21 protein-coding genes and 1 pseudogene are annotated in these 26,073 nt (G+C 44.6%); 11 read left to right on the top strand and 11 right to left on the bottom strand.

Annotation, left to right across the window (positions count from 1 at the left end):
* Positions 1 to 306 precede the first annotated feature (306 nt).
* A pseudogene (locus tag GVO63_RS06190) lies at positions 307 to 1,343 on the bottom strand (IS110 family transposase).
* Between the two features lie 654 nt (positions 1,344 to 1,997).
* Between GVO63_RS06190 and GVO63_RS06185 the strand changes: the two are divergent.
* The 4 genes from GVO63_RS06185 to GVO63_RS06170 all read left to right on the top strand — a co-directional run bounded on the left by GVO63_RS06185 (position 1,998) and on the right by GVO63_RS06170 (position 4,269).
* Positions 1,998 to 2,312 carry a superinfection immunity protein gene (locus GVO63_RS06185; protein ID WP_201281880.1) on the top strand — a complete coding sequence of 105 codons (315 nt, stop codon included), beginning with the start codon at positions 1,998 to 2,000 and terminating at the stop codon, positions 2,310 to 2,312.
* Between the two features lie 416 nt (positions 2,313 to 2,728).
* Positions 2,729 to 3,097: an MmcQ/YjbR family DNA-binding protein gene (locus GVO63_RS06180; RefSeq protein WP_159578526.1), complete on the top strand. Its 369-nt coding sequence runs from the start codon at positions 2,729 to 2,731 to the stop codon at positions 3,095 to 3,097.
* 13 nt (positions 3,098 to 3,110) lie between these two features.
* Positions 3,111 to 3,488: a DUF3703 domain-containing protein gene (locus GVO63_RS06175; RefSeq protein ID WP_159578525.1), complete on the top strand. Its 378-nt coding sequence runs from the start codon at positions 3,111 to 3,113 to the stop codon at positions 3,486 to 3,488.
* Positions 3,478 to 4,269 (top strand): PhzF family phenazine biosynthesis protein, encoded by a 792-nt coding sequence (locus GVO63_RS06170; protein ID WP_159578524.1) that lies wholly within the window; start codon positions 3,478 to 3,480, stop codon positions 4,267 to 4,269. Before GVO63_RS06175 ends, GVO63_RS06170 begins: the two co-directional genes overlap by 11 nt.
* Before the next feature lie 199 nt (positions 4,270 to 4,468).
* On the opposite strand, the gene ggt is transcribed toward GVO63_RS06170, so the two are convergent.
* A complete protein-coding gene (gene ggt, locus GVO63_RS06165) occupies positions 4,469 to 6,226 on the bottom strand; it encodes a gamma-glutamyltransferase (protein ID WP_159578523.1) in 1,758 nt (585 codons plus the stop codon).
* 14 nt (positions 6,227 to 6,240) lie between these two features.
* Positions 6,241 to 7,005 (bottom strand): enoyl-CoA hydratase, encoded by a 765-nt coding sequence (locus tag GVO63_RS06160; protein WP_159578522.1) that lies wholly within the window; start codon positions 7,003 to 7,005, stop codon positions 6,241 to 6,243.
* A 111-nt stretch (positions 7,006 to 7,116) separates the two neighbouring features.
* On the opposite strand from GVO63_RS06160, the gene rrtA reads away from it, so the two are divergent.
* On the top strand, positions 7,117 to 7,701 hold the full coding sequence (gene rrtA, locus GVO63_RS06155) for a rhombosortase (protein WP_159578521.1): 585 nt from the start codon (positions 7,117 to 7,119) through the stop codon (positions 7,699 to 7,701).
* 181 nt (positions 7,702 to 7,882) lie between these two features.
* Here rrtA and GVO63_RS06150 read toward each other — a convergent pair whose 3' ends face one another.
* Positions 7,883 to 10,378 carry a prolyl oligopeptidase family serine peptidase gene (locus tag GVO63_RS06150; RefSeq protein ID WP_159578520.1) on the bottom strand — a complete coding sequence of 832 codons (2,496 nt, stop codon included), beginning with the start codon at positions 10,376 to 10,378 and terminating at the stop codon, positions 7,883 to 7,885.
* A gap of 179 nt (positions 10,379 to 10,557) precedes the next feature.
* Between GVO63_RS06150 and GVO63_RS06145 the strand changes: the two genes are divergently transcribed.
* Positions 10,558 to 11,112, top strand: coding sequence for a glutathione peroxidase (locus GVO63_RS06145; protein WP_159578519.1), 555 nt, complete (start codon positions 10,558 to 10,560; stop codon positions 11,110 to 11,112).
* A 172-nt stretch (positions 11,113 to 11,284) separates the two neighbouring features.
* Here the strand turns inward: GVO63_RS06145 and GVO63_RS06140 are convergent, their stop codons facing one another.
* Positions 11,285 to 11,887 carry an FMN-dependent NADH-azoreductase gene (locus GVO63_RS06140; RefSeq protein ID WP_159578518.1) on the bottom strand — a complete coding sequence of 201 codons (603 nt, stop codon included), beginning with the start codon at positions 11,885 to 11,887 and terminating at the stop codon, positions 11,285 to 11,287.
* A 223-nt stretch (positions 11,888 to 12,110) separates the two neighbouring features.
* On the opposite strand from GVO63_RS06140, the gene GVO63_RS06135 reads away from it, so the two are divergent.
* Positions 12,111 to 14,579, top strand: a complete 2,469-nt coding sequence (locus GVO63_RS06135) for a CHRD domain-containing protein (RefSeq protein ID WP_159578517.1) — start codon at positions 12,111 to 12,113, stop codon at positions 14,577 to 14,579.
* A gap of 109 nt (positions 14,580 to 14,688) precedes the next feature.
* On the opposite strand, the gene GVO63_RS06130 is transcribed toward GVO63_RS06135, so the two are convergent.
* Positions 14,689 to 15,930 carry a cystathionine gamma-synthase family protein gene (locus GVO63_RS06130; protein WP_159578516.1) on the bottom strand — a complete coding sequence of 414 codons (1,242 nt, stop codon included), beginning with the start codon at positions 15,928 to 15,930 and terminating at the stop codon, positions 14,689 to 14,691.
* Positions 15,931 to 16,020: 90 nt separating this feature from the next.
* Positions 16,021 to 16,656 carry a 1-acyl-sn-glycerol-3-phosphate acyltransferase gene (locus GVO63_RS06125; protein ID WP_159489556.1) on the bottom strand — a complete coding sequence of 212 codons (636 nt, stop codon included), beginning with the start codon at positions 16,654 to 16,656 and terminating at the stop codon, positions 16,021 to 16,023.
* A gap of 241 nt (positions 16,657 to 16,897) precedes the next feature.
* Here GVO63_RS06125 and GVO63_RS06120 point away from each other — a divergent pair, with 241 nt between their 5' ends.
* The 4 genes from GVO63_RS06120 (at position 16,898) to GVO63_RS06105 (ending at position 21,851) form a co-directional block, all read left to right on the top strand.
* Complete coding sequence (locus GVO63_RS06120; RefSeq protein WP_159578515.1) at positions 16,898 to 17,680, top strand: NRDE family protein; 783 nt, start codon at positions 16,898 to 16,900, stop codon at positions 17,678 to 17,680.
* Positions 17,681 to 17,827: 147 nt separating this feature from the next.
* Positions 17,828 to 19,018: an amino acid aminotransferase gene (locus GVO63_RS06115; protein WP_159578514.1), complete on the top strand. Its 1,191-nt coding sequence runs from the start codon at positions 17,828 to 17,830 to the stop codon at positions 19,016 to 19,018.
* A gap of 305 nt (positions 19,019 to 19,323) precedes the next feature.
* The gene (locus GVO63_RS06110) at positions 19,324 to 21,489 is read left to right on the top strand and encodes a S46 family peptidase (RefSeq protein WP_159578513.1); all 2,166 of its coding nucleotides are present in this window, start codon (positions 19,324 to 19,326) and stop codon (positions 21,487 to 21,489) included.
* Positions 21,490 to 21,599: 110 nt separating this feature from the next.
* The gene (locus GVO63_RS06105; RefSeq protein ID WP_159578512.1) at positions 21,600 to 21,851 is read left to right on the top strand and encodes a hypothetical protein; all 252 of its coding nucleotides are present in this window, start codon (positions 21,600 to 21,602) and stop codon (positions 21,849 to 21,851) included.
* Positions 21,852 to 21,977: 126 nt separating this feature from the next.
* Here the strand turns inward: GVO63_RS06105 and GVO63_RS06100 are convergent, their stop codons facing one another.
* From GVO63_RS06100 to GVO63_RS06085, 4 genes are all read right to left on the bottom strand, one after another.
* Positions 21,978 to 22,436 carry a YaiI/YqxD family protein gene (locus tag GVO63_RS06100; RefSeq protein ID WP_120959091.1) on the bottom strand — a complete coding sequence of 153 codons (459 nt, stop codon included), beginning with the start codon at positions 22,434 to 22,436 and terminating at the stop codon, positions 21,978 to 21,980.
* A gap of 25 nt (positions 22,437 to 22,461) precedes the next feature.
* Positions 22,462 to 23,223 (bottom strand): SDR family oxidoreductase, encoded by a 762-nt coding sequence (locus GVO63_RS06095; RefSeq protein WP_159489546.1) that lies wholly within the window; start codon positions 23,221 to 23,223, stop codon positions 22,462 to 22,464.
* A 76-nt stretch (positions 23,224 to 23,299) separates the two neighbouring features.
* Positions 23,300 to 24,067 carry an SDR family NAD(P)-dependent oxidoreductase gene (locus GVO63_RS06090; protein WP_159578511.1) on the bottom strand — a complete coding sequence of 256 codons (768 nt, stop codon included), beginning with the start codon at positions 24,065 to 24,067 and terminating at the stop codon, positions 23,300 to 23,302.
* Positions 24,068 to 24,144: 77 nt separating this feature from the next.
* Entirely contained in the window at positions 24,145 to 25,947 is a 1,803-nt protein-coding gene (locus tag GVO63_RS06085; protein ID WP_159578510.1) for an acyl-CoA dehydrogenase, read from the bottom strand.
* Positions 25,948 to 26,073 lie beyond the last annotated feature (126 nt).

Raw genomic sequence — 26,073 nt, 5'->3', positions numbered from 1 at the left:
AATATGTCTCCTAATGGTTCGTCACCACATTGTAGCAATGCGCTACAGGTGTGGCAAATTGCGTATAACAAACGCATCAACACTCGCTACGCTTATGTGGACTCCCCATAGTCAACAACTATTTTTACCATTTATGATGTAATGCGTGCTTATGTACGAGCTCATAATGGGAAGCTATCCCGGCTCTATGATATTTACGCGAACTTGATGCCACATCTCGCTGGCGGGCTTTTATGCCCTGAGCGCAGCACTGGCTTACCAAGCTGATTTTTATCTCGTATGGCGCATTTCGTTGTTAACTTAAAACTAAGCAGCTAATAACTCTGCTTTATATTCAGTTCCGTTGCGTAGCAACGAAAATGCCGTTCTAACTGTTTTGTTGGCATCGCCACAGCAGCGCACCATTTACCTCGCCGCTCTACTAACCCTTTAATCCATTCATCTTTCTTGGTTCGTGAATCACGTTTAACTGCCTGGTTTACTGCTGACATTGCACCTGCAACCAAGTTAGCGCGCAATGACGAATTCCGGATATTTTTACCTATAGAACCCAAGCGCACTTTTCCACCTGAAGAATGTTGTATTGGCGTTAAACCAACACACGCAGCAGCGTCTCGCGCTTTTTTGAAAACACCCAACTCACAGCAACCTAGCGCTATGTAAAGGTTAACCGCATTTGTCGGGCCAACACCTTCTATCTTCATGAGATTTTTGCAAACTTCTGATGCTCTGCTGGCTCAAGCTACACTCTGTTCGTAGTGCTTCACGAGTTCTATACTCTTAAGGTATTGATGCCATGCCGTGTGTAATGCATCTCTGAATATCGCGCTAAATCCATTTTCTGCATCTTCTAATATCGACTGTATTGCACTGTTCAACCCCATATCTGTGGGTGATAACTTAATGTTGAACTCTAAAAGTAACGAACAAAGTTGATTCCCGTAAGCAACTTAATGCTTTACTGATAGTTGATGCATACGAACAAGCGATTGAAGCTCTTGCTGCTCCTTAGACTTCCCGCTAATAAAATTCACGTTACTAAGTTGTGATGCCTGTAAAACCGCCTCGGCATCATTCTTATCAGTCTTTTGGTTTTGACGAATATTCGATACAAGCTTAGCTGATATTAAACGGGCATCATGCCCATATTCACGCGCACATTGATACCAATAATTTGACGTTGCACACGCTTCGAAAACAACTGTCATTGGCTTTTGAGTGGCTAGCCAATTAGAAAACGCGGTGGGCGTCATCGCCATATTGCGAATTATTTTATTCGATTTAGCAACGCAAACTTGAATCTCTTTTTTTGCTAAATCTACACCAGTGAGCATATTATACATACATGGACTCCTATCTAACCTTTGTGTGTGACAACGTAAATGTTAGACCAACCTATTAGGTTGGGGAGTCCAATTATCTCGCTGGGTCGCAAACACGTGCACGGTTGCGCCATTATTGCACACGTGTTGTGCCCCATATTTGGAAGTTATGCACCTACGGACACATTGAATGGACTCAGAGATTGAATTAAATATCAGCTTCAGATTTTTTTCGCTTACAGAAGAATTATCCAACGAAATCAAATAAAGCCTTAAAGCCTCATCTTGTAGACCTAATAAAAAATTAGGTGGTTTTATCGTGTGTATGCCTCTTACACAATCTTCACTGGAATTTATAGAAAGTTTTGTAACTTCTAATAAGGTAGAAGTAGAGAATACAGATATTTTCGTTTCATTTGTTACTGAACATGATTCAAGAATCATTGGCCTGCCAAATATTATTACTAAAGCTTCTTTTTCTATTGGCTCACCAGTTACACTCTCATATACGGTGGTTTAGGTGCATAACTCAATAAACTCACTCACTTCGTTCGTTGAGACGCATACGTGCAAAGCGGCTTCACCATTATGACCCACTTGCCTGCGTCCCTTAATTAAAAGTTATGTGCTTAGCTGTATAGAATTTGGCTAATAGTTTTTTAAAAGGAGTTTATTATGGGTGGTACAAGAATTTGGCTGATTTTATTGGTGTTATTACCAATTCTATTTCTTCCTTCAATTATTGCGATAAGTAAAAATCATCCTCATAAGATACCAATAGTTCTTACTAATTTTGTTGTATCTGTTTTCTTGGGCCTTGGTTGGTTTATCGCCCTGGTTTGGTGCTTTATAGTGCCCAGTAGTAATTCATCACGTTGCAGCCATAATTCTTTCAGTTCAGCCGATGAAATTCGGAAGTTGCATGAGTTAAAAGAACAAGGTGTTATTACCCAAGAAAAGTTTGAAAGTAAGAAAGCAACACTTCTTTAAAATGAGCGCACATAACAAATGCTGTTGGCGCTCCCTTCGGTCGCTGGGACAGTAAGGCTCAACTAATGAGCAATTGTGATATGCCTATGCACGCTAAAGCGTAAATTAAATAGTGAAGGATAACCAATGCCTTTGAAGAAATGGACATTACAGTACCTAATCGCATTCCCTCTTTTGTTCGCTATTTTTTCAAGTGTTCAATATTTTAAAGGGCAAACTGTTTCATATTCACTCAAGTTTGGGTTAGCTTGGGCCTTCATCGTTATTTTTATATTTGCAGTCCGCCGTACTTATAATTTTAAAAAACGTATACGATGTGACATATGTAACGACATACCGTCTGACACAAATAAATCAAAATAAAAAATCCTTGAACATTTTACCTGATCACAATACACAGCGAGAGTGAATTCAATATGACCCTTGATGAATTCAATAGGTTTTGCAACGGGCTCCCCTGCACAACTCATGTTGTCCAATGGGGTAATTCTGATGTATGGAAGGTAGGGGGTAAAGTATTTGCGATAGGAAGTTTTGGCAAAAATGGGCACCCTGCGTTTACGTTTAAAACGTCTGAACAAAACTATTATTTTTTAGAGGAAAAACCGGGGTATAGACCTGCCCCCTACCTCGCTAGTCGCGGCATGAAATGGATACAGCAATACGCTTGTGAAAGTGATGAGAACGAGGCACTAGAATATTATTTAAGCGCGTCTCATAAATTAGTATCGTTAGGATTGACCAAGAAAAAGCAAAAAGAGCTTAACTTAAATCAACCGCAATGAAAGGCGCTATCTCATGTATAAAACAGTAAACTTTACGCGCAGTATTCGCCCTTATGTTGAAGCCGAACTGGCGTTAGCCCGCAAAAAACAACGTCAAGGCAACCAGGCAGAGGCTTTTACACATTTAGAAAATGCCCATGTTCTTGGTCAGGCCTCTACCAGGTTGCATGTTAAAGTGCACCTCATGATGCTCTTGTGGGCAATTAAGAAAGGAAATTTGAATGAGTTTTGCGGCCAAATTCTGAGAATTGTTGGCGCCGCTACAAAAACCGCTTTTGGCCTTGTACCATCTGGAAATACAGGTGGTGCGAATGTGAGCCCTTTCAAGGTTATGTCAATACCGCCTAAACTCAAAAAAATCATAGAAAAAGCGCAATCCAATGAAAATTAAAATAAATGTTGTTGATGCATTTACCCATGTAAGATTCAAAGGTAATCCTGCGGCTGTGGTCATTACTGGCAAGTGGCTTAGCGATGAAAAAATGCAGGAGATTGCTGCTGAAAATAACTTATCGGAAACGGCATTCTTAGTTGAAGATGAAAACGGCACATTCGCTATACGCTGGTTTTCTCCCCTCACGGAAATAGACTTTTGCGGTCACGCAACCTTGGCTTCTGCGTTTGTCATTTTTAGCGAAAATTATCAGCTTCAGCACATTTCACTTTTTGCTGAGTCTGTGGGAATGATGAAGGTTATCAAAAGAGATGATGGCTTTATTCAGATGGACTTTCCAAACAGAATGCCCATCGCCGTCGATGAAATTCCTGAAGGGTTAGTTGAAGGGCTTTCTATCAAGCCCAACAGTGTGTTGAAAAATGACCAAGCGTACTTCGCTGTCTATTCAGACGAGGACGACGTATTAAGCGTAATACAAAACAGCGATATGCTGAAAACACTCGCACCTTTTGATGTGGTGGTGACAGCGCCGGGAACACAATTCGATTTCGTGTCACGTTATTTCTGGCCAGCCAATGGTGGCGACGAAGATCCGGTTACCGGTTCAATCCACACTGGGTTGGCGCCGTTTTGGGCTAAAAGGTTAGGTAAGTCGAAACTCGTGGCCTATCAGGCCTCTAAACGAGGCGGAACGTTAAAATGTGAAGTAACAGGCGATCGCGTGCTCATTTCAGGCCAAGCCGTGTCATATCTTGAAGGTTACATCACTATTTGATGGTTAATGATTTACTCCTCGCATGCGTAAGGTGCTTGTCTCTAAAAGGCAAAATACGTAAAAGGGAGCGTAACTGGCTAAATTCGTGAGTTGGCGCATGATGCTCGTTAAAAAAGCGGAAGGGTACACACCTTCCGCATTTTCTATTTGACCGACTTGTTGGAAATCGGCTTTTCTCGAACAGTAATGGAGCTGTTTATCAGCGCCCTACTGCAATACCTTCTCTACGAGGATCCGCACCGCCAATCAATTTACCGGATTTAAACTGGATCCCATGGAGACCACTGTTTAAGTCTACCACCTTTACATCATGGCCCAGTGCTTTTAAAGGCTTTTCTAACGCTGCTATAGGTGTGCCTTTTTCAAGTGCCGTATAGTCATTTCTATTGGTAATTTTGGGAAGGTTAATCGCCTGCTGTATGTCTAGGCCAAAGTCAAGCACGCCAATGAGTGTCTGAGCCACATAGCTCACTATTCTAGAACCTCCAGGCGAACCCACTACTACTTCCAAGTTACCGTCTTTATCGAACACCATTGTCGGGCTCATTGCACTTCTAGGTCGCTTGCCAGGCTCAACACGGTTAGGTACAGGAAAACGATTTTGCGTAGGCGAAAAAGAAAAGTCCGTTAATTGGTTATTAAGCAAAAAGCCTTCAACCATAATCCCTGAGCCAAACATAAACTCGATGCTTGTCGTCATGGAAACCGCATTGCCTTCTTTATCCACGATAGACACGTGAGACGTATTGGGAAGCTCCATTGAAGTTCCCAACGCCACATTTGCATCGGCATAAGGATTGCCGGCGCGCTTGCGGCGCCACGTTTTATCAACACCAATATTTTCAGCGCGACGTTCTAAATACGCAGTATTGATCATGGCCGCAAAGGGCAAATTAGTAAAATCGCTGTCTGCTATAAACTTCTCGCGATCAGCGTAAGAAAGCGCACTTGCCTGCGTATACAAGTTGGCGAATTCTACTGAATCTGGCGCATACTTGCTAAGGTCAAAGCCTTCTAGCATTTTCAAAATTTGATAGACATTAACGCCGCCAGAACTTGGTGGAGCCATACCACAAATACGCTTTTCATGGTAAAGGCCACATACAGGTTCACGTTTTACCGGCTCGTAACTTGCTAAATCTTCCAACGTCATTTGACCTGGATTTATCTCTGCACCGTTAACTGCCGCGACAATTTTTTCGGCCACTTCGCCTTTCAGAAGATAGTCACTGCCCTTTTGAGCAATCCCTTCTAACGTCTTGGCTAACTTTCTATTTTTCTTAACCGTGCCTTCTTTTAGCGGCAGTCCGGCGGGGAAAAAATAAGTAGAGCTTGAAGGAAACGTTTTAAGGCCCGGATGGTAATCTAAGGCGACCAATTTGGCTAAACGAGGCGATACTTTAAACCCCTCTTCAGCCGTTTTAATTGTATCGTCAAAAAGCGTATTCCAAGGTAGTTTGCCGAATTCACCTTGGGCCATTTCTAATGCTTTTACTGCGCCCGGCACGCCTACTGACTTTCCGCCTACTACGGCATCTAGCCAGCGCATTGGCTTATTGCCCTCAATAAACCAATGAGAATTTACGGCTTTCGGTGCCGTTTCGCGGCCGTCGAAAGTATGCAGAACTTTATTTTTATTGTCCCAATAAAGGATGAATGCGCCACCGCCTATCCCTGACGATTGGGGTTCAACGAGCGAGAGCATGGCCTGCACCGCTACCGCGGCGTCTATAGCGCTACCGCCTTTTTCTAGTATGTTTTTTCCCGCCCAAGACGCGTAAGGGTTTGCGGCAACGACCATGTATTCACTTGCCTCGAACGCTTTTTTCTCGATGTAGCCCGTGGCTGCTTCTGGTTCACCTACTTCGCGCGCCTGTTTAGCATTCGCACCGAAAATAAAACAGGTAGATAAAGCAAAGGTAACTACCGAAGCTCTGAACAAAGCACTGCGTCTCAAAATACAAATTCCTCTTATTTAAATCTTTCGGGGTTAATTGGGCGCTTTTTAAGAAACGCGTCGAACGCCTCTTGGGCTGCAGAGGTGCTCAATGCCTCTAAAAAAATATCAAACTCTTCATTCATTTGCTGGTTTATATGCTCTCGGTCACCTTTTAACAGCGCTTTTGTTTGTCTAAGCGAAAATGAAGGTTTGGCAACGAGTTTTTCAACCGTAGTTTGAACTGTTTGTTCTATTTCAGTGACATCAGTAATTTTAGTCAAAATACCAAATTGATATGCGTCAGCCGCAGAAAAGGGTTCGCCCAACATTAACCACTCTGCCGCTTTGATATGACCTGCAACCTTAGGTAAAAGATAGCTTGATGCATATTCAGGAACAAGCCCTAAATTGATGAATGGTAGAACAAATCGGGTATCTGGAGTGGCATATACAAGATCACAGTGCAGCAAGAGCGTTGTACCTATTCCCACCGCTAAGCCGTGAACCTGAGCTATTATTGGTAGGTTGCATGCCGCGAGTGCTCGCATAAATGCAGCAGTTTCGGGAACTTGAGCATGATCTTTCTGCTGAGCGAAATCATTGATATCGTTCCCCGCAGTAAAGCAATCTCCCGCGCCTTTGATTACCACAACTTTTGTCGTGTTATCATTCTTAACACCTAAAATTGCATTCGCCATGTCTTGATACATCTCGCGTGTTAAGGCATTTTTCTTATCTGTGCGGTTTAGCGTAATTGTTAGGCACTGCTTTTGTGTTTCGGTAATGACGTAAGACATAAACACTCCTGTACTGTCGTTCTTTTATTATGGGTGTACTTCGATTTTCACCTTGTAAGCAATTTCTGTATCATAGCCACCAAATTTGAAATTCAAAAATAACTAACACTAATGATTTCACTGCCGTTTTCGCTTAAGTATAGCGCGGGTCCCCTTTTTGTAGCGCTATGCTCTGTTGTTGCGTTTTTATTTGAGCCAATGTCTGGCAACTATCTGGCCTATGACCGTTATGCCATTCAAGGCCTTGAAACATGGCGTATCGTAACGGGCAATATCGTCCATACGAATGGCTACCACCTGTTATTAAATATAGTTGGCTTAGTGCTTTTGTGGGCATTGCATGGCGAGCATTATCGCATTGGGCTGTTCTTGAAAGTATTTGTATGGTGTTGCCTGGGAACCAGTATTGGCCTGTACTTCTTCTCTCCAGATCTTATTTGGTATGCGGGTCTGTCGGGGGCACTTCACGGTATTTTTGCCTGGGGGGCCTGCGTTGATATCAAGGAAAAAATGAAATCCGGTTGGCTTTTACTTATCGGGCTAGCACTTAAGGTCGGTTACGAACAAATGGACGGCAGCAGTGAGCAAGTGGCAAACCTTATTGATGCGAAAGTTGCCGTAGACGCGCATTTATTTGGCGCCGTAACTGGCGTTGTCATCTTTTTACTTATGTTTATAACGGCAAAACGAGCATAGCCATTCGCACCGCATGCTCTTAATTTTTAAACAGATTGAAAGCAAACGACGAATATAGGCCGAATGATAAAAAGGCCCGAATCTATCTGAATTCGGGCCTTTGTTTTTCCGCTTACCGCTATCATTTGTGAATTAACCCAGTGATTATAAAGCTCTGGGTTATTCACGCATTACGCTTAGCTTATAAATTTTCTTCAAACAATTTATAGATTCGGCGATATTCATCAAGCCATGAGCTGGGCTGAACAAAACCATGTGGCTCTACCGGATAAATAGCCGTTTCAAAGTCTTCTTTTTCTAATTCAATAAGACGCTGTACTAACCGCACTGTATCGTGGAAAAACACGTTATCATCCACCATGGGCGCGTTGATAAGCAATGGCTTTTCTAACCCTTCTGCGAAATAGATGGGCGAGCTACGCTCGAATGCAATTGGGTCAATATCGGGTGTGTTGAGTATGTTTGCCGTATACGGCGTGTTGTAATGTGCCCAGTCGGTTACCGGTCTAAGGGCTGCGCCCGCGGCAAACAAATCCGGTGCGGTAAACATCGACATAAAGGTCAAAAAGCCGCCGTAAGATCCCCCGTAAGTCCCAATACGTTCACGGTCAACATTTGCATTATCAACGAGCCAGTTAACACCGTCACGCAAATCTTGCACCTCAGGCGTGCCCATTTGGCGATAAATGGCGGTGCGCCAATCACGGCCATAGCCCGCACTTGCTCGATAGTCCATATCAAGTACGACATAGCCTTGTTGCACTAGCATGCTGTGAAACATGTATTCTCTGAAATACCCCGACCATCCCATGTGGGCGTTCTGCAAATAACCTGCGCCATGATTAAACACCACCGCTTTATTTGGCGCAGACTTATCATAGTTTTCTGGCAGATATACGCGAGCGTAAATGGGTGCCTCGGTATGTGACGATGCGATAGCAACAATGTTAGGCACAGCCCACGGTAGCGCATTAAAATCAGCACTTGTACTGTGCGTTATTTGCTTTGCCCTGCTCGTTTCTTCAGCCGGCTTGATATAAAGCTCTTGGGGCTGGTTCACTTTACTATGACTTAAAAGCAAGCTCGAGCCATCAGGGCTGAGTGAATAATCCGTCATACCGTTGAGGTCAGTCATGGTATCGATGGTATTGTCTGTCAAATTAGCACGATAAACTTCGTAAAGCCCTGGGTGCTCCATATTGGCTTTAAAGTAAATATAGTTGTCATCGCTTGAAAGCGTTAAATCGTCAACAATAAAGCGGCCGCTGGTAAGAGCAACAGGCTCTTCCCCTGGCTTTTGAATATACAAATGCGAATACCCAGTATGCTCAGACTGGTAGTAAAGAGTTTCACTGTTATTCAGCCAATCAAATGCATTGAAACGATAATTTACCCAGGCATCGTCGTGAAGCCTATGCTGGTTTTCTAGCGTTTTATTTGCTAAGTCGACCGTGGCAATCCAGCGGTCTTTGTTGTCCCATGCCTCCAGCATAATAGCAACGGCGTTGCCGTTTTTGTGCCAGCGTATAGAAGGTTTCGTCCAATACCAGCTTTGTAATAAGGTAATATCGCGTGGTAAACGATTCACTTCATAGGTCTCGCCTTTTGCCTTGGCATTTTCTGCTTTCACATCAGCAAGTACATCGTCATTGTAGCCAGGCAAATTAAAGTATTTAAGCTCACTTTTCTCACCGGTTTTAAGGTTCAGTAGCCACAGCTCGTGATTTACTGACTCTGCATCTGCCACACGCTGGCGCACAGGCTTTGCTGCTATTCGGCTATCTTCCTGAATGTAATGCGGCATGATGTCGCTGTCATCACGTGTTGATTTAGTCTCTGTGGTTGCAACTACCGCATAATTACCAGCGGGTGATACGCTAATACCTGCTAGGCTATGTGACTTATTAAAATAAAAAGGCTCGGGAGCAAGACTCGCGTTCTCTTTTGCAAGTGCTTTCTTAGCACTCTCTTTTTCCTGGCTGTTTTTACGCTGAAGTTTGATGTATTCAAGCAAAGACTGCTGTTGCTCAGCAATATAGTCTTTGGGTGGCTCCACCGCCTTGGGCTTATCCTGAAAGCGCCAGCTCAGTATTTCTTCGCGAGAACCGTCAGATAAATCAATCGCGATAAATTTGTTGTCACTGAGTGCCATCAAACGTCCATCAGTCATAAAAGATAGAGTAGAAAGTGGACTGCCCCCTCGCGCGATCCTGACCGTTTCACCATTGGTGAACTGCACATAAACACTGTCTTCAAACGAATAAGCAATGACACCATCGTCTCTTACAACGCGCTCGTCGAATCGATATTTGTGCAAGTCAGAGAGCTCAGCTTTAAGAATATTCTCTGGGTTTGAAACGTCAGCAATGTATACATCTTTAAGTGCACTATTTTGCTGTTCTTTTTCAAACACTATTTTATCGCCGTTTACAGACCACCCCATTGCCTCTGGCAACGCGCCAATCCATTGAGGATCTGACATGATTTGTTTTAATGTAATCTCACCTGTGCGCGCGCCATTTAAAGGTGATACGTCCGGAGTGACAGTGTGTTGAGCGGTTACTTTGTTTTGTGCGGACGCAACAGTTTTAATTGAAGTGTTAGTCGTTGTGCTTGCACATCCACCTAGCGCGAGCGTTACACTGGCCGCGATGAGTAAAGAAGAATATTTTTTCATTTTTTTAAATCGTTGTTATGTAAAAAGCGTTAACATTATACCCAGAGCACCCATCAAAGCGCTAACGTTCATCGATGACAATAGTGAACCAAACGTAAACCGCTCACGTTTATGAATCATCACTAATGGCTCGACAGCCCCTACAAAACAACAAAAATTAACTCTTGAGGTATCACACCATGAAAGCGAAAGGTTACCTAACCGCCGTGCTCGCGTTAAGCTTTTTTACTTGCACTGGTTATGCAAGCGAATGCCCTAGCGTGCTTAAATTTATGAAGCGCAAACTCAACTCACAAGATACTGTCAATTTATGCACGGAATACGGTGGCAAAACACTGTTAATTGTTAATACTGCAAGTTATTGTGGATACACGCCCCAATTCGAAGGGTTAGAAGCCCTTTATAGCGATTATAAAGATAGAGATTTCGTCGTGCTTGGCTTCCCCTCACACGATTTTAATCAGGAAGACAGCGATGAAGGTAAAACCGCAGAGCTTTGCGAACTAACCTACGGCGTAAAATTTCCAATGTTTGAGCCTATATCGGTGAAAGGTGACGATGCAGATCCTATGTACCGAATGCTTAAGGCCTCTACGGGAAAAGCCCCCTCTTGGAATTTCAACAAATACCTTATTGATAGTGCTGGTGAGAAAATAATCCATTATCCGAGCTCAACCAAGCCAACTGACCCAGCCTTTGTTGCTGCAGTAGAGGCACTGCTCAAAAGCGAGTAATAGGCCTTGTTTTTGGTTTCGTTATTGCAAGCCACATAGCGACAAATAAAAGCTACGTACATAAAAAAGCCCCGCGTAATACGCGGGGCAATCAAGCACACTCAACTTGGAACACACTTTTAGCTGAAAACATACTTCCTACGTTTTAGCTAACTGCATTAAGTTAGTGTGTTTAGCCTCTAGTTAGTTCAATAATTTTTTCATTTGCTTCGGCAAATGCGCTGTTCGCTTTCTCTTCACCCATGTTAAGTCCTTCAGCATAAACAAATTTTACGTCACTGATACCAATGAAATTTAAAAAATGTTTTAAGTACGGGGTCTGAGTATCAAAGTCTGAACCGGCATATACACCACCGCGCGCGGCAAAAACCGTTGCTGATTTATTTTCTAGTAAACCGACTGGCCCTGTTTCAGAATACTTAAACGTTATGCCTGCTCGTGCAATACGGTCAAAATACGCTTTTAAGCTTGAGGGGATGCCAAAGTTATACATTGGCACTGCTAGTACAATTTCGTCAGCCGCTTTTACCGTTTCAACAATGTCGTCCGACACGTTTGCCAATGCTTGCTGAGATTCACTGCGCTTAGAAGGCTCAGTCATCCAAGCCTGCATTTCTTCGCCAGTTAAATGAGGAAGAGCGAGAGAGGCGACATCAACGCGATTTACTCGCACCGAATCATTATTCTCAATTTTTGATAAGTACTCGTTGGCAAGTTTCGAAGAATTACCTTGAATGCCATTGAGGCTGGAAAATATTGCTAAAACTGTTTTCATGCCGAACTCCAATATTTGTTGTTTGCGAAACACAAACCTATATTAGGGCAATTAGCTTGGATGAAAATATCAAATTAAAGGAACATTTATTCTAATTATTCGAACGAAAAAGATGTAAATAAATTGAAAGCATTACATTGCGTTAATGTTGCAAGGAGGATGATCTTCCCTTATTTCCTCAGCGTAATCGAGTTTGCTATGACACAATTATGAGGATAAAAAAATGAGAAGGACCAAAGCGCTCCTTGCATGTTCAATCTTACCACTGTTTTTAATCGGGTGCTCTGATGATGACGACGATGAAACGGTTGAAGTCCCTGCCCCCGTTGTTGAATATTCAAATGTGCGCGTCGTTCACGCCGCATCTGATGCCCCTATGGTCAACATCACTGCTAACGACGGCATACTCAATGGTTTAGAAAACGTTGATTACCAAGTTGCTTCATCGCGTTTTGAGGTGGAAACAGGTACCTACGACATCGGCGTTACGGGCATTCTTCCGGGGGAAAATGCTGAAGTTTTGCAAGCTGACGTCACGCTGGAAGCAGACATGAACTACGACATTTTTGCCGTGGGTAATGTTGGCGATGAAACACTATCTTTGCTGACGGTAACGAGTATGGAAACTTCGGTTGAAGCTGGAAATGCTCAAGTGCAAATTGTACACGCGGCATCGATGGCTCCCACTGTAGATATTTACGTGACGGCACCAGATGCAGACATATCTGCTGAGCAGCCACTGGTCACGGCTGAATTCACTGACGCAACAGACTTAATTCAAGTACCCGCTGGCGATTATCAAATTCGTATAACACCGGCAGGCGAAACAACGGTTGTGTACGACTCAGGCACCGTGAATTTAGCTGACGGCGCAGACTTGCTGATCGCTGCGACGAATAATGTGGGTACAGGAGACTCCCCTGTCACACTGCTTGCCGCAGACGGTGAAGGTAGCTTCAAAATTTGGGATGCAGAAGCAGGCGCAGCCATTCGTGTGGTACATGGCATCAGCGACGCGCCAGCCGTAGACATCATAGCAAATAACGAAATTGTACTGGTTGACGGCATCCAGTTCCCGCGTACTACAGACTATTTATCAGTAGCAGAAGGTGACTACTTGATTGATGTTGTAGCTGATAGCGACAACAGCATTGTGGCAATTGACGATGCTGAACTCACACTAGAGGTGGGTATGTCATACACTGCTATCGCAAACAACGTTTTATCTGCACCTGAACTTGATGTGCTTGTTGACATGCCCCGCTCTGTCGCAACCGAAGCGAAAGTGCGTATCGTCCATGCGTCGCCCTCAGCGGGTAACGTTGACATCTACGTCACCGCAGACGGCGAAATTGACGCAGTAGACCCCGCATTTGCGAATATAGCCTATGAAACTGCTGAGTTGGTTGAAACAGGTTATGTGAGCCTCGCGGAAGGTGACTATGTCGTGACGGTTACACCAACGGGTACCAAGACAGCAGCCATTGAAACGGGCGTACTTTCTCTGGAAAACGGCGAAATCTACACCGCTATTGCGCTAGATGGTGCGATGGAAGGAGATTTACCTCAATTAGCTCTGCTTGACGGTCTTGCGCCACCGCCTCCGGCCTTCAATGCTGATATGACATATAATGTGAGTCTAAGCGGTGCACAAGAAGTACCGGCGGTTAATACCATGTCTACGGCGACGGCAGTGGTTGAAATCGACGAGGACCTGCCAGCATTTAGTGTAAGTGTTGACGTATCAGGCCTGACAGATGTCACTGGGGTGCATGTACATGACGGTGGCATTGGTATGAATGGCCCCGTTGCCTTTCCGCTTACCGATGCTGGAAACGGTACCTATATTTTAGCCGAGACTACCATCTCACCTAGTAATTTAGACGCGCTGACGAATGGTGAGTGGTATTTAAATGTTCATACTACCGCCAACCCAAGTGGTGAAGTGAGAGGCCAAATTGTTCCGGACACAACAGCGGTGGTCACATTCTCGTTAAGTGGAAGCCAAGAAGTACCAGCGGTAGACACTATGGCCATGGGTTCAGGCTATGCGCTTTTCGATACGACCAATAATAATGTGTCTCTTGTGGCAGTTACGACTATCGAAAATGCAACTATGGCACACATTCACACAGGGTTTGCTGGTGTAAATGGCCCTGTCTTAGCGGCCTTGGTAGAGAGTGAGGCTACAGCAGGCGTGTGGATGACAGACGGTAGCATAGCGTTAGATGAAGCAACAGCTACGCAATTACTTTCTGGCGGTCATTATGTGAATGTACATACGGCAGCGTTTACTGGCGGTGAAATTCGCGGCCAGATTACGCCTGACAACATCGAAGTGTACGGTATCGTTGCCAACGGCCTACAAGAAGTACCGGCGGTTACTACAACCGCAAGCGGTGCTGGTGCTTTTACGTTAAATACAACGACAGGTGCGTTGTCAGGTAGCGTGACGGTCACGGGTATGACAGCTACTATGGCGCATATTCATGAAGGTGAAGCGGGCGTAAACGGCGGAGTTTTACTGGGGTTATCTGCCGGTACAGATGGCATGTGGTCAGTGCCAGCTAATACTGTGCTAACCGCCGAGCAAATGGGCGTGATGTCTGACGGTGGTCTTTACACTAATTTCCATTCTGAAGCATTTCCAACCGGCGAAATTCGCGGTCAAATAACGTTAGGTTTTGAATGAAATAAGTAAGTTAAGTGTATAGCAACTCAATGCTATAGAACTTGATTCGCTAAAATTAAGAAAGGGGCTTACGCCCCTTTCTTGTATTTGTGAAACAAAAAAGCGTTATTTAAATCGTATTAAGTGCAGCTTCAAAATCTGCAATCAAATCCTGAGTATCTTCAATACCCACCGAGATACGCAGCATGGTATCGGAAATGCCCATTAGTTCGCGCTCTTCGGCCGTGTTTTCGAAATAAATAGTAGGTGCAACAGGGAGTGCGAGCGTTCGATTGTCCCCTAAATGCGTTGCACAAATAACCAATTTCATCTCGTTTAAAAACGCCACAGGATCAGCACCGTCGATAAGATCAAAACTTAAAATCGCGCCGTACCCACCTTTTAGGTATTCCCGAGCCATGAAATGCTGAGGATGATCGGCAAGGCCAGGATAAAAAACTTTGGACACTTTCGGGTGGTTGTCTAAAAACGTTGCCAGCTGCATCGCATTATGTTGACTGCGAGATAACCTTAAATCCAAGGTCTCCATGCCTAAGGCTATGGCTGTCGCTGATTGCGGTGCTAATGTCGCCCCTAAATCGCGCAAGCCTTTCTTTTTAATTTGGGTAATGCCCCACTGCGCTGTATCTGCAACCTGATAAGCAGTTTTTAGGTTATCAAACTTTGTCCAGTCAAAGTTACCAGTATCAACTACTGCGCCGCCTAGTACATTCCCATGCCCTGCAATGTATTTCGTCAGCGAGCAGAACACGAGCGACGCCTTAACGTCTTTCGCGTAAAAAACCGGCGGCGGCGTCATGGTATTATCAACCATGAACAACATGTGTTTCTCTTCGCAGAATTGACCGATGGCGTGAAGGTCGGCGACCTGAGTCACAGGATTAGCAACGGTTTCTGTGTACACCCCTTTAGTATTCGGTTGGTACGCGTCTTTCACTTGCTCGATGTCGGTCACATCGGTGAAGGAGACCTGAACACCAAAGTCTTTAATGGTCTCAAAAAAGCTTCGCGTGTTCCCAAAAAGATATTGGCTTACTATTAAATGATCGCCCGCTTTGAGCAACGCGAGCAAAGTGCTGCTTATCGCCGCCATACCTGTGGAGTAGCATAGCGTTCCAACGCCGCCTTCCAATTCATTCAACATATTTTGAAGCGCGGCAACAGAAGGTGAAGAAGAGCGAGAATAAACGTGAGCCGCACGTTTGCCCTGAAATGCGTCGATAATGCCTTGAGCGTCTTTAAACTCAAAAAGAACAGAATTAGACGTACTACTATGAACACCGCCATGTTCTGGTGTGTTTAGCATACGATCAGAATGAACCTGACGGGTTGTGAATCCCAATTTTGTCACGGGTAAAGCTCCGAAAATAGATGTTTGCGACCTAGCCGTGTGCGCACCTCGATGAAGACCGGTACTCACTTTTCATTTCAATAGAAATGATTATGGCTTTGTAATGCAGTTTTTAGGATATTTTGCGCAAACATTATCATAAAACGTATAAATAGTTTGCATTTGTTCATCTATATTAGTCACTTTCTGAATAATTGGCCCCAGCACAATAGCCTTTCTCTCATAGTCTAATCCAATAACTTGAATAGGAATGTTAGCTTCTCGGGCAATATGCATAAAACCTGTTTTCCACGGATAAATGGGGCTGCGTGTACCTTCTGGTGCTAAAGCGAGAATGAGTTGATCGGCTTCATTTATTTTATTCGCTATGGACGTCACAACACCGTGCGCTTTACTTCTCTCAATTGGAATGCCACCTAGCCTTCTAACAATAGCTCCAAGAGGCGGTGTAAAAATGGTGTGTTTTCCAAAGAAATTAATGTTTAGCTTGAATGAAAATACAATGAATAGGCCAATAAAAAAATCCCAGTTCGATGTATGAGGAGCAACAGCTAAGATGGCTTTTTTCTGATTGATAAGCTCGCCTTCTACGCGCCAGCCTCTCTTTGTAAGTACCCATGCTGCGAACGACGATAACCAATTTGGCCATTTCCGTGGGATACTATCCCCCACTACCACGTTATTGACTAATTGAGAATGCGAGTTTGGGCGTGAGGAATTTGTCATTATTATTATGCTCTTTTTACTACATTTACTCGGTTTAAAAGCTATTTTAATTGACCGAGCTTCGTTACGATAAGTCACAACTCATTGCGCTTAATTTTTTGGATTGTACCCGCATATTGTTAATGAAAGAGAAACGTCGAATTGTGCGCATTTTGACGAAGAGTAATCAAAATGCAATTGTAACGCAATTGTTAACAGCATCGCATACTTACAGCTAAACGGGGAAAGGCTTAATTACCTTATGTGTATTTTATTTATCGCCAACAAAATGCGAGACGACTATCCGCTTATCATCGCTGCCAATCGTGATGAGTTTTATGCAAGACCCACCGCGCCCTCTGCATTCTGGGACACTCACCCGTATTTACTTGCTGGCCAAGATTTAGAAGCCAACGGCACCTGGATGGGTGTTACGCGTACCGGTAATATTGCAGCACTTACTAACGTGAGAGACCCTCAAAACGTCAATAAAAATGCGGTATCTAGAGGAGAATTAGTGGCTAATTGGTTGAAGCAAAACCCCGTCGATGCGAACCATGAAGCACAATCACACTATTTAGCGTTCTTGAAAAATTCCCGCCAACAATACAACGGCTATAACTTGTTATTTGGTCATGTCAACGCGCTTCAGGTTTACAACAACGTAAACAATTCGACCCATTTTATCGGCAGCGGAGTGTACGGATTGTCAAACGCTGATATTGCCACGCCATGGCCTAAGGTCACACATGGTGTGACTGCTTTGAACGATTATATATCGAAAGCAGGCAATATAAATGATGACGACTTGTTTGATATTTTGCGCCACGACAGCAAAGCTGACGATGCCATGCTACCCGATACAGGCATAGGGTACGAATGGGAAAAAGCGCTATCATCCATTTTTATTCACACCGAAAAATACGGCACGCGCACGTCTACTCTTCTTTTAGTTGATAAGAACAATACCATCACTTGGAAAGAGCGACGGTTTTCAGACCATGGCGAAACACGAGAAATCCGCGTTTTTTCTTTTACAATCTAATGGTTTTTTGAAATGAAACTTTCGTTTACGTTTTCTTTCTTCGAAGAATTGAAATATTTTCAACTTTTAGGGGTCGTTTTTTCTACCATCAGTGGCATAATGCCCGCCTGCTATCTTTTGCATACCAACGTAACGTGAGGACATATCGTGTTTGAAGTATTACCCCATCTCGCCCCAGATCCAATTCTTGGCCTGTCAGCTGCTTTTCGTGAAGACACCAACCCAAATAAAATCGATTTAGGTGTTGGCGTTTATAAAGATGAGCAAGGTAATACCCCTATTCTTTCAAGTGTTGCTAAAGCACAAAAAGTACTTTTAGACACAGAAAAAAGCAAAACCTACATCACGCCTCAGGGCAACCAAGGTTTTATCGACGGTATGTTGTCTTTGCTTTTAGGTAAGAATAGCCCAGTACTTCTTGCAGACCGCGTTGCAGCGGTTCAAGCACCTGGTGGTTGCGGTGCGCTACGCATCCTTTCAGAGCTGCTTGTTCGTTGTAACGAAAACGGCAAAGTATGGGTAAGCGACCCTACATGGGCAAACCACATTCCACTTATTGGATCTGCGGGCCTTAAAATTGAAACTTACCCGTATTTCGATAAAGCGTCAGCGAGCATTCGTTTCGATGCGATGATGGAGACCCTTCGCAAAACTGAAAAAGGCGATATCGTTCTTCTTCATGGTTGCTGTCACAACCCTACAGGTGCTGACCTTACCAATGCACAGTGGGATGAAGTGCTAGAAGTTGCAAAGGAGCGTGAATTTTTACCTTTCATTGATGTGGCTTATTTAGGTTTTGGTGAAGGCTTAGAAGAGGACGCATACGGCATGCGCCTGTTAGTAGAAAACCTTCCAGAGGTTATCGTTGCGGCGTCTTGCTCTAAAAACTTCGGCCTATACCGCGAACGTGTTGGTTTAGCCGCCATTATCACTGAAGATTCAGCAACCCGTAAAATTGCACAGGGCCAGATTCAATCAATCGCACGTGGTATATACTCTATGCCACCAAGCTACGGCGGTGCATTGGTTGACATAATCCTGGCTGACGAAGCACTGAACAATGAGTGGGTATCTGAAGTTAACGAAATGCGCGATCGCATGAAAACACTTCGAGCGATGCTGGTTCAAAACCTTCACGACAATGGTTCACCTAAAGACTTTAGCTTCGTAAACGACCAAAAAGGTATGTTCTCATTCTTGTGTATCACACCTGAGCAAGTGCGCGAAGTACGTGAAAAGCACAGTGTCTACTTTGTTGACTCAAGCCGCGTAAACATCGCGGGTATCAATCAAGAAAACGTAGAAACACTAGCCAAAGCATTAGTTTCGGTGCTTTAATCGCGGCCTAACGATTTCCAGAATCCAAGAGGCAGAGTAGATACTCTGCCTTTTTTCCTACCAGTAACGCACTCCCTTTGTGCTGTCATTTGCACACAGACACACTTCCTAACAAATTTTCGACTTACTCCCAGCGCTTTTTCTTGGGTTAAACAAAGAATAATAGTTACGCTGTAACAATGTTGACGTAAACGTTAACTTTGTATTATTTAATTAATAATAATTAGGGTGTGTTGACCTTTGCTGCAAAAGTGCACAGCAAAGATCAACGCGCCCGAGTTCAACGACAAGAACAAGGATTACCCATGTCTAAAGTAAGTGTATTCTGTCTTTCTGCCGCGCTACTTGGCAGTGCAATGCAAGTTAATGCTAAGGAAGGCATGTTCACGCCAGAACAACTCCCTTCAATTGCCGGCGATTTAAAAGAAACGGGTTTGGCAATTCCTGCCAGCAGCATTAACGACTTAACTGCGTTTCCTATGGGCGCTATTGTTTCACTTGGTGGTTGTTCTGCATCATTTGTCTCTGAAAAAGGCTTAGCAGTGACCAATCACCACTGCGCACGTGGCTCGGTACAGTACAACAGCACCCCAGAAAACAACTATTTAAAAGATGGGTTTCTAGCGAAAGAAATTGGTGAAGAGCTGCCGGCCGCTCCGGGGACTCGCATGTTCGTTACGGTCGATTTTTCTGATGTAACTGACAAGGTCATTGGTGGCATCAGTGATGACGTTAAAGGCCGCGAGCGCTACGACCTCATTGAAGCGAATAGAAAAGCGTTAATTGCAGAATGTGAATCTGAAGCAGGCTTCCGCTGCTCTGTCCCCTCATTTTTCCAAGGCCTTGAGTACAAACTCATTAAGCAAATGGAAATTCGTGATGTGCGTATCGCCTATGCTCCTGCCGATTCAATTGGAAAATACGGTGGTGACGTCGATAACTGGATGTGGCCTCGCCACACGGGAGACTTCTCTTTCTATCGCGCTTATGTAGGGAAAGACGGTAAACCAGCTGACTACAGTGAAGAGAACGTGCCGTTTAAACCTGATCATTTCTTAAAAGTTTCAGCCGCTGGACTTGAAGACGGCGACTTTGTGATGGCAGCGGGCTACCCTGGCTCTACTAATCGCTATGCACGTTTATCACAAGTTTCGTATACGTTTGATTGGCTATATCCAACTTATCTTGAACTGGTTGATGCGTGGATTAAAACGATTGAAAGTGCATCTGAAGAAGGCAGCGATGCGCGTATTAAATACGAAGCATTATTAGCGGGTCTAAACAACTTCCATAAAAATACGTTAGGTCAGCTTTCTGGCGCCAAACGTGTTGGGCTGGTTCCGCGTCGCGCTGAGCGTGAAGAGCAACTTGCGGCATGGCTTGAAAAGAACAACAAGGGAGAGTTGAAAAAAGCCCTTGCAGACCTTGATGCGGTTAGTGCTGAACAGATGCAAATGAACAAGCAAAACTTCTGGTACAACAACCTAAGTCGTGCACAACTATTGTCGTCTGCCCAAACCCTTTACCGCAATGCCATCGAAAGAGAAAAACCAGATGCAGAGCGTGAATCAGGATTTCAGGAGCGTGACCAAATTCGTATCAAAGAAGGTGTTGAACGTATTGAACGCCGCTTTGATCCAGTGGTAGATCAGGCTGTTTGGCAAAAAATGATAAGCATGTATTTAGAACAGCCAGAAGAAAACCGCGTAGCTGCGTTCGACAAAGCAGTAGGCATTGATGGTAATACCGATAGCAAGACGCTGCAGAAGAAATTAGAAGCATTTTACGATAATACTTCGCTTACCAGTACCGAAAACCGCTTGAAATGGCTAACAGCGAGCCGCTCTGATTTTGAAAGCAGTAACGACCCGTTCATTAAACTTGCGGTCGCACTTTTCGATACCGAAATGGCTATTGAAGATAAGAGCAAAACGCTAAGTGGTAAAGCTGCTGCGCTTCGCCCTAAATACATGAGTGCCATTATTGAATGGCAAAAATCTTTGGGCAGCCTTGCATATCCAGATGCAAACAGCACACTGCGCGTTACTTACGGTAACGTCATGGGCGGTTCGCCAAAAGACGGGCTAATTTACGAACCCTTCACTCGTCTTGAAGGCATAACTGAGAAAGACACAGGCGAGACACCTTTCGACTCACCTAAAAAACAGCTTGAGCTGATTAAAGACAAACAATACGGCTCTTACAAGCTAGATGCGATTAACAGCGTGCCAGTAAACTTCCTAACGGATTTAGATTCAACAGGCGGAAACTCAGGTTCGGCAACGCTTAACGCAAATGCAGAGCTCATCGGCTTGTTATTTGACGGTACGTTTGAGAGTGTGAATTCCGATTGGGATTTTGACCCGAAGACCACCCGTACCATCCACGTAGATAGCCGCTACATGTTGTGGGTTATGGAATATGTTGACGGTGCAACGAACCTCATAGAAGAGATGACCATCGTTAAATAACCACCAAATAATGGGGTCAGAGTACTTTTCTGCCCCCATTAAAGAACGGTAAAAGTGAGGGGCTGAGAGCATTTTTCACCCCTCATGCCTTCTAGTGAAAAGGAGAGGTTATGAGGTTGCTAATAAGACTTGCGAGTTTAGCTGTGGCTGCATACTCGTGTTACGGCGGTGCAATAACTGGCGAGTGGAAAGCCTCTATCGCTATTGTTTCACTATGTGCGTTGGTGTTCTTAATGACATTCATTTCAAGGACTCGCGGCAGCACGTCTGGTTCTCAAAGCGATGGAGCCTCAGCGGTTTACACGCCAAGCAGCAGCTCAAGCTCATCTTGCAGCAGTGATGGCGGTGGCGGAGACTGCTAAAACAGAATGGGGTCAGAGTACTTTTTTTAAGTATTAAAGTACTCTGACCCCATTATTTTCGCTGATCAGATCGCGCTATAGAAATGTACTCTGACCCCAAAATTAATGTACTCTGACCCCATTATTTTATTTGAGGTTGCGAAGGCCTTGGGTAAGAAGTCGGTCTAGGGCATTGGCGAAGTTTTGTTTGTCACGTTGTGAAAACGCTTTGGGCCCACCGGTGTGCTCGCCGCTTGAGCGCATAGTGTCCATAAAATCTCGCATACCCAGTATCTGCTTGATAGACGACTTGTCGTATTCCTCACCACGATTATTCAACGCTAGCGCATTTTTTGCCAGCACATCAGCGGCTAGCGGAATGTCGTTAGTAATCACCAAGTCACCTGCTTCACACTTTTCTACAATGTAATCATCAGCAGCATCGAAGCCAGACGGAACTTGCGTTAAGGTTATGTGCTTGTCTGGTGGAACAGACATAGAATGGTTAGCCACCAAAGACAAAGGCAGCTTGGTACGCCTAGCTGCCTTAAAGAGAATGTCTTTGATCACTGCAGGGCACGCATCTGCGTCAACCCATATATGCATGGTCGTATCTCGTAAATGTATTTAATTACGCTAGCATACCACCATCTACCACCACTGTCGTGCCGGTCGTATAGGTAGACGCATCTGATACCAAATACAATACCGTGCCCGCCATTTCATCTGGGTCAGCGACGCGCCCCAGTGGTATAACTTTAAGCGCGTGCTTTAAGATTTGCTCATTGGTCGTTAATGCTGAGGCAAATTTAGTATCGGTTAAACCAGGCAATAATGCGTTTACACGAATATTCAGGTTACCGCACTCTTTAGCAAATGATTTAGTCATGCTGATAACCGCCGCTTTAGTGATAGAGTAAATACCCTGCATGTCACCCGGCGTTATACCGTTTACAGACGCAGTATTAAGTATGACGCCGCCGCCCTGCTCTTTCATCATTTTGCCCGCTTCAATCGACATGAAGAAATAACCACGAATGTTTACGTCTACGGTTTTGTTGTAGGCACCTAAGTCAGTATCTAAAATATGGCCAAAATAAGGGTTGGCCGCCGCATTGTTTACAAGAATATCCAGTTTGCCGAAATCGCGCTTAATGACATTAAAAGCTTCTGTAATTTGCTCCATTTCACCCACGTGACACGCAAGCGCGGTTGCCTTGCCGCCTGCGTCGCGAATTGAAGAAGCAACCGCCTCACAGCCGTCAATTTTTCGGCTTGATACAATAACGTGTGCGCCATACTGGGCAAGCAAACGAGCTATAGACTCACCAATACCACGGCTAGCACCTGTAACCAGTGCCACTTTTCCTGTTAAATCAAATAAGTTCTTCATTGTCATGTCCTTAATTCTTGCTGATAACGTGCTGTGTGCTTAATTTTGTTTATTAACGCGTGTTGGAGTGCTTGCCCTAGGCCAACATCCCCCCATCGAGTACTACTGACTGCCCCGTCATAAATGACGACTCGTCACTGCACAACCAAGCAATGGCATTGGCAATCTCTTCAGGTTTACCCAGACGCTTCATTGGGTTCGCGCCAATCAGTCCCTTTTGACCTCTTTCGTCCAATTTTGACAACACACCCTGCACCATAGGCGTGTCTACAAAACTTGGGCAAACGGCATTAATACGAATGTTGGCTCTTGCGTACTCTACTGCCGCTGATTTGGTAAGCCCCACAACTCCGTGTTTCGAAGCGCTGTAGGCACTTATCATGGGCGCAGAGCGCAAGCCAGCTACTGAGGCAATATTGATAATGTGACCACCGCCCGTTGCCGTCATATGTTTAAGCGCATTTTTCATGCAATACCATACGCCAGCTAAATTGACCTGGATATTTTTCATAAACATGGCGTCGTCTACTTCAGTGAGCGGCGCAGGAAAATGATCGATACCAGCATTGTTAATAATCACATCAATTTTTTCACTGTGAGAAAACGCCGTATCGAACATAGCTTTGACCTGAGCGGGTTCGGTAACATCCACTGCCACCGAATAGGCTTTACCACCTGCAGCAACAATTTCTTCAGCCAGTGCTTTTGCGTTGTCTTCGTTTAAATCGGCAACACCGACGATTGCGCCACGCGCACTCAACACGCGAGCTGATGCGGCACCAATACCCGAGCCACCGCCCGTGATAAGAATATGCTTGCCTTCAACATTTGCAGCTACATTCATTAGCTGTACTCCCATTTAGTGGACTAACGCAACGTCTATATTTAAAGAACGTTGCGCATACTTGTTGTTTTTACCGATTAAAAATAACTAGCTTTGACGTTGTTGCATGTCGCCTCTCGTGAAGAGAGCACTTCAATGTCGCGACTGACTAGCGGCAATTCCCAATTTAAAAAGTATTCTGCTGCGGCAAGTTTACCTTCATAAAAATCAACATCTTGCTCCCCTGCGCCGCTAGCAAGCGCTTGTTCGGCAACATTAGCTTGGCGCAGCCAAATCCAGCTCACCACGCAACTTGAAAAAATATTCAAGAAGCAACTTGCATTGGTTAATAACACGGGCTGCTTGTCAGAACGCAGGTCTGCAGCCGCCTGTTGAATTAAGGCGCCGAGCTGGTCTAAATAAGGTTTTAATTTTGCAGCAAGCGCTTGGGCTCTTGGTGTTTCTGCGCGCTTCATGTCGCTTGTTACACGCGCTAGTAAAACTTGTAGTCCTTTGCCGTCATGCTGCCATAGCTTTCTTCCCAACAGATCTAACGCCTGAATACCATTGGTACCTTCATGAATTGGGTTTAGGCGGTTATCGCGCCAGCATTGTTCAACAGGATATTCGCGGGTATAGCCCGCTCCACCTAAAATCTGAATCGCCAAATCGTTAGCTTTGGGGCCAAACTCTGACGGCCATGCCTTAAAAACTGGTGTTAACAGATCTAAAAGTTGAGAAAGCTCGGTACGTTTTTCATTGTCAGCTTCTGTTTCCATTTCATCGATGAGCATGCTGCCGTATAAACAAAGCGACATACCACCCTCACAGTAAGCTTTTTGAGCCAACAGCATACGTCGCACATCGCCATGGTTGATAATAGGCGTGGGATCGTCTTCTGGGGCTAGATTTGGCGCAGCGCGACCTTGGGTGCGATCTTTGGCGTATTCAAGTGAATAGCGATAACCACGATACCCTATCATAGCGGCACCGTACCCCACACCAATGCGGGCTTCGTTCATCATCATAAACATATAGCGCAAACCTTGGTGCGGCTCGCCAATAAGATAACCGTGGCAGTCGCCGTTTTCGCCAAAGGTCAGTGCAGTTGAGGTGGTACCTCGATAACCCATTTTATGGATAAGGCCTGCAAGGGTTACATCATTGCGTACATCTGGGTTGCCGTCAGCATCTAAGCGATATTTAGGCACAGCAAACAGTGAAATGCCTTTTACACCAGCCGGGCCACCAGGGATTTTGGCCAGCACTAGATGAACGATATTGTCAGAGAGCTCATGCTCACCGCCTGAGATATAAATCTTGCTGCCTTTTACGCGATACGTACCGTCATCCTGAAGCCTTGCAGATGTACGAATATCAGCAAGAGACGACCCTGCATGAGGCTCAGTTAGCGCCATGGTGCCTGTAAAATCACCCGTTAGCATTTTCGACAAAAACGCATTTTTAATGTCGTCTGAGGCGAAATGCTTAATCACATTGGCAGCTGCCGCCGTTAAAAATGGATAAGCAGTAGAAGATGGGTTCGCCGCAAGGAAATAACCCGCACAGGCATTCATTACAGTAACAGGAAGCTGCATACCGCCATCTTCAAAGTCGAAATGACCCGCTATAAAGCCTGATTCTCTGTAGGTATCAAACGCCACTTTTACGTCGTCTATCATCGATACTTTAGTGCCATCGAACGTAGGCTCATTTTTATCAGCCACCGCGTTATGTGGAAGAAATAACTCTTCTGCCATTTTCTCTGCCATATCGATGACGGCATTGAAGGTTTCCACATTGTGCTCTTCAAAACGTGTTTTTTCGCATAGCCCAGCGGTATTTAATACCTCGTACAGCTGAAATTGCATTTCACGGCGGGGAATAAGTTGATCGGCCATGGTGTCTTGTCCTCTACGAATATTTGTTAATGCATTGTGTCATATTCGTTATCGTGCCATTATTGTCATTTATGACACAATAATGGCCGTTCCCGCCAATAATCACTGAGTCTTATTTTCTTTTAT

Source organism: Alteromonas sp. KUL106 (assembly GCF_009811415.1).
GTDB lineage: Bacteria > Pseudomonadota > Gammaproteobacteria > Enterobacterales > Alteromonadaceae > Alteromonas.
The sequence above is the reverse complement of the archived record's forward strand: the minus strand, read 5'-3'. Positions and strand labels throughout refer to the sequence as shown.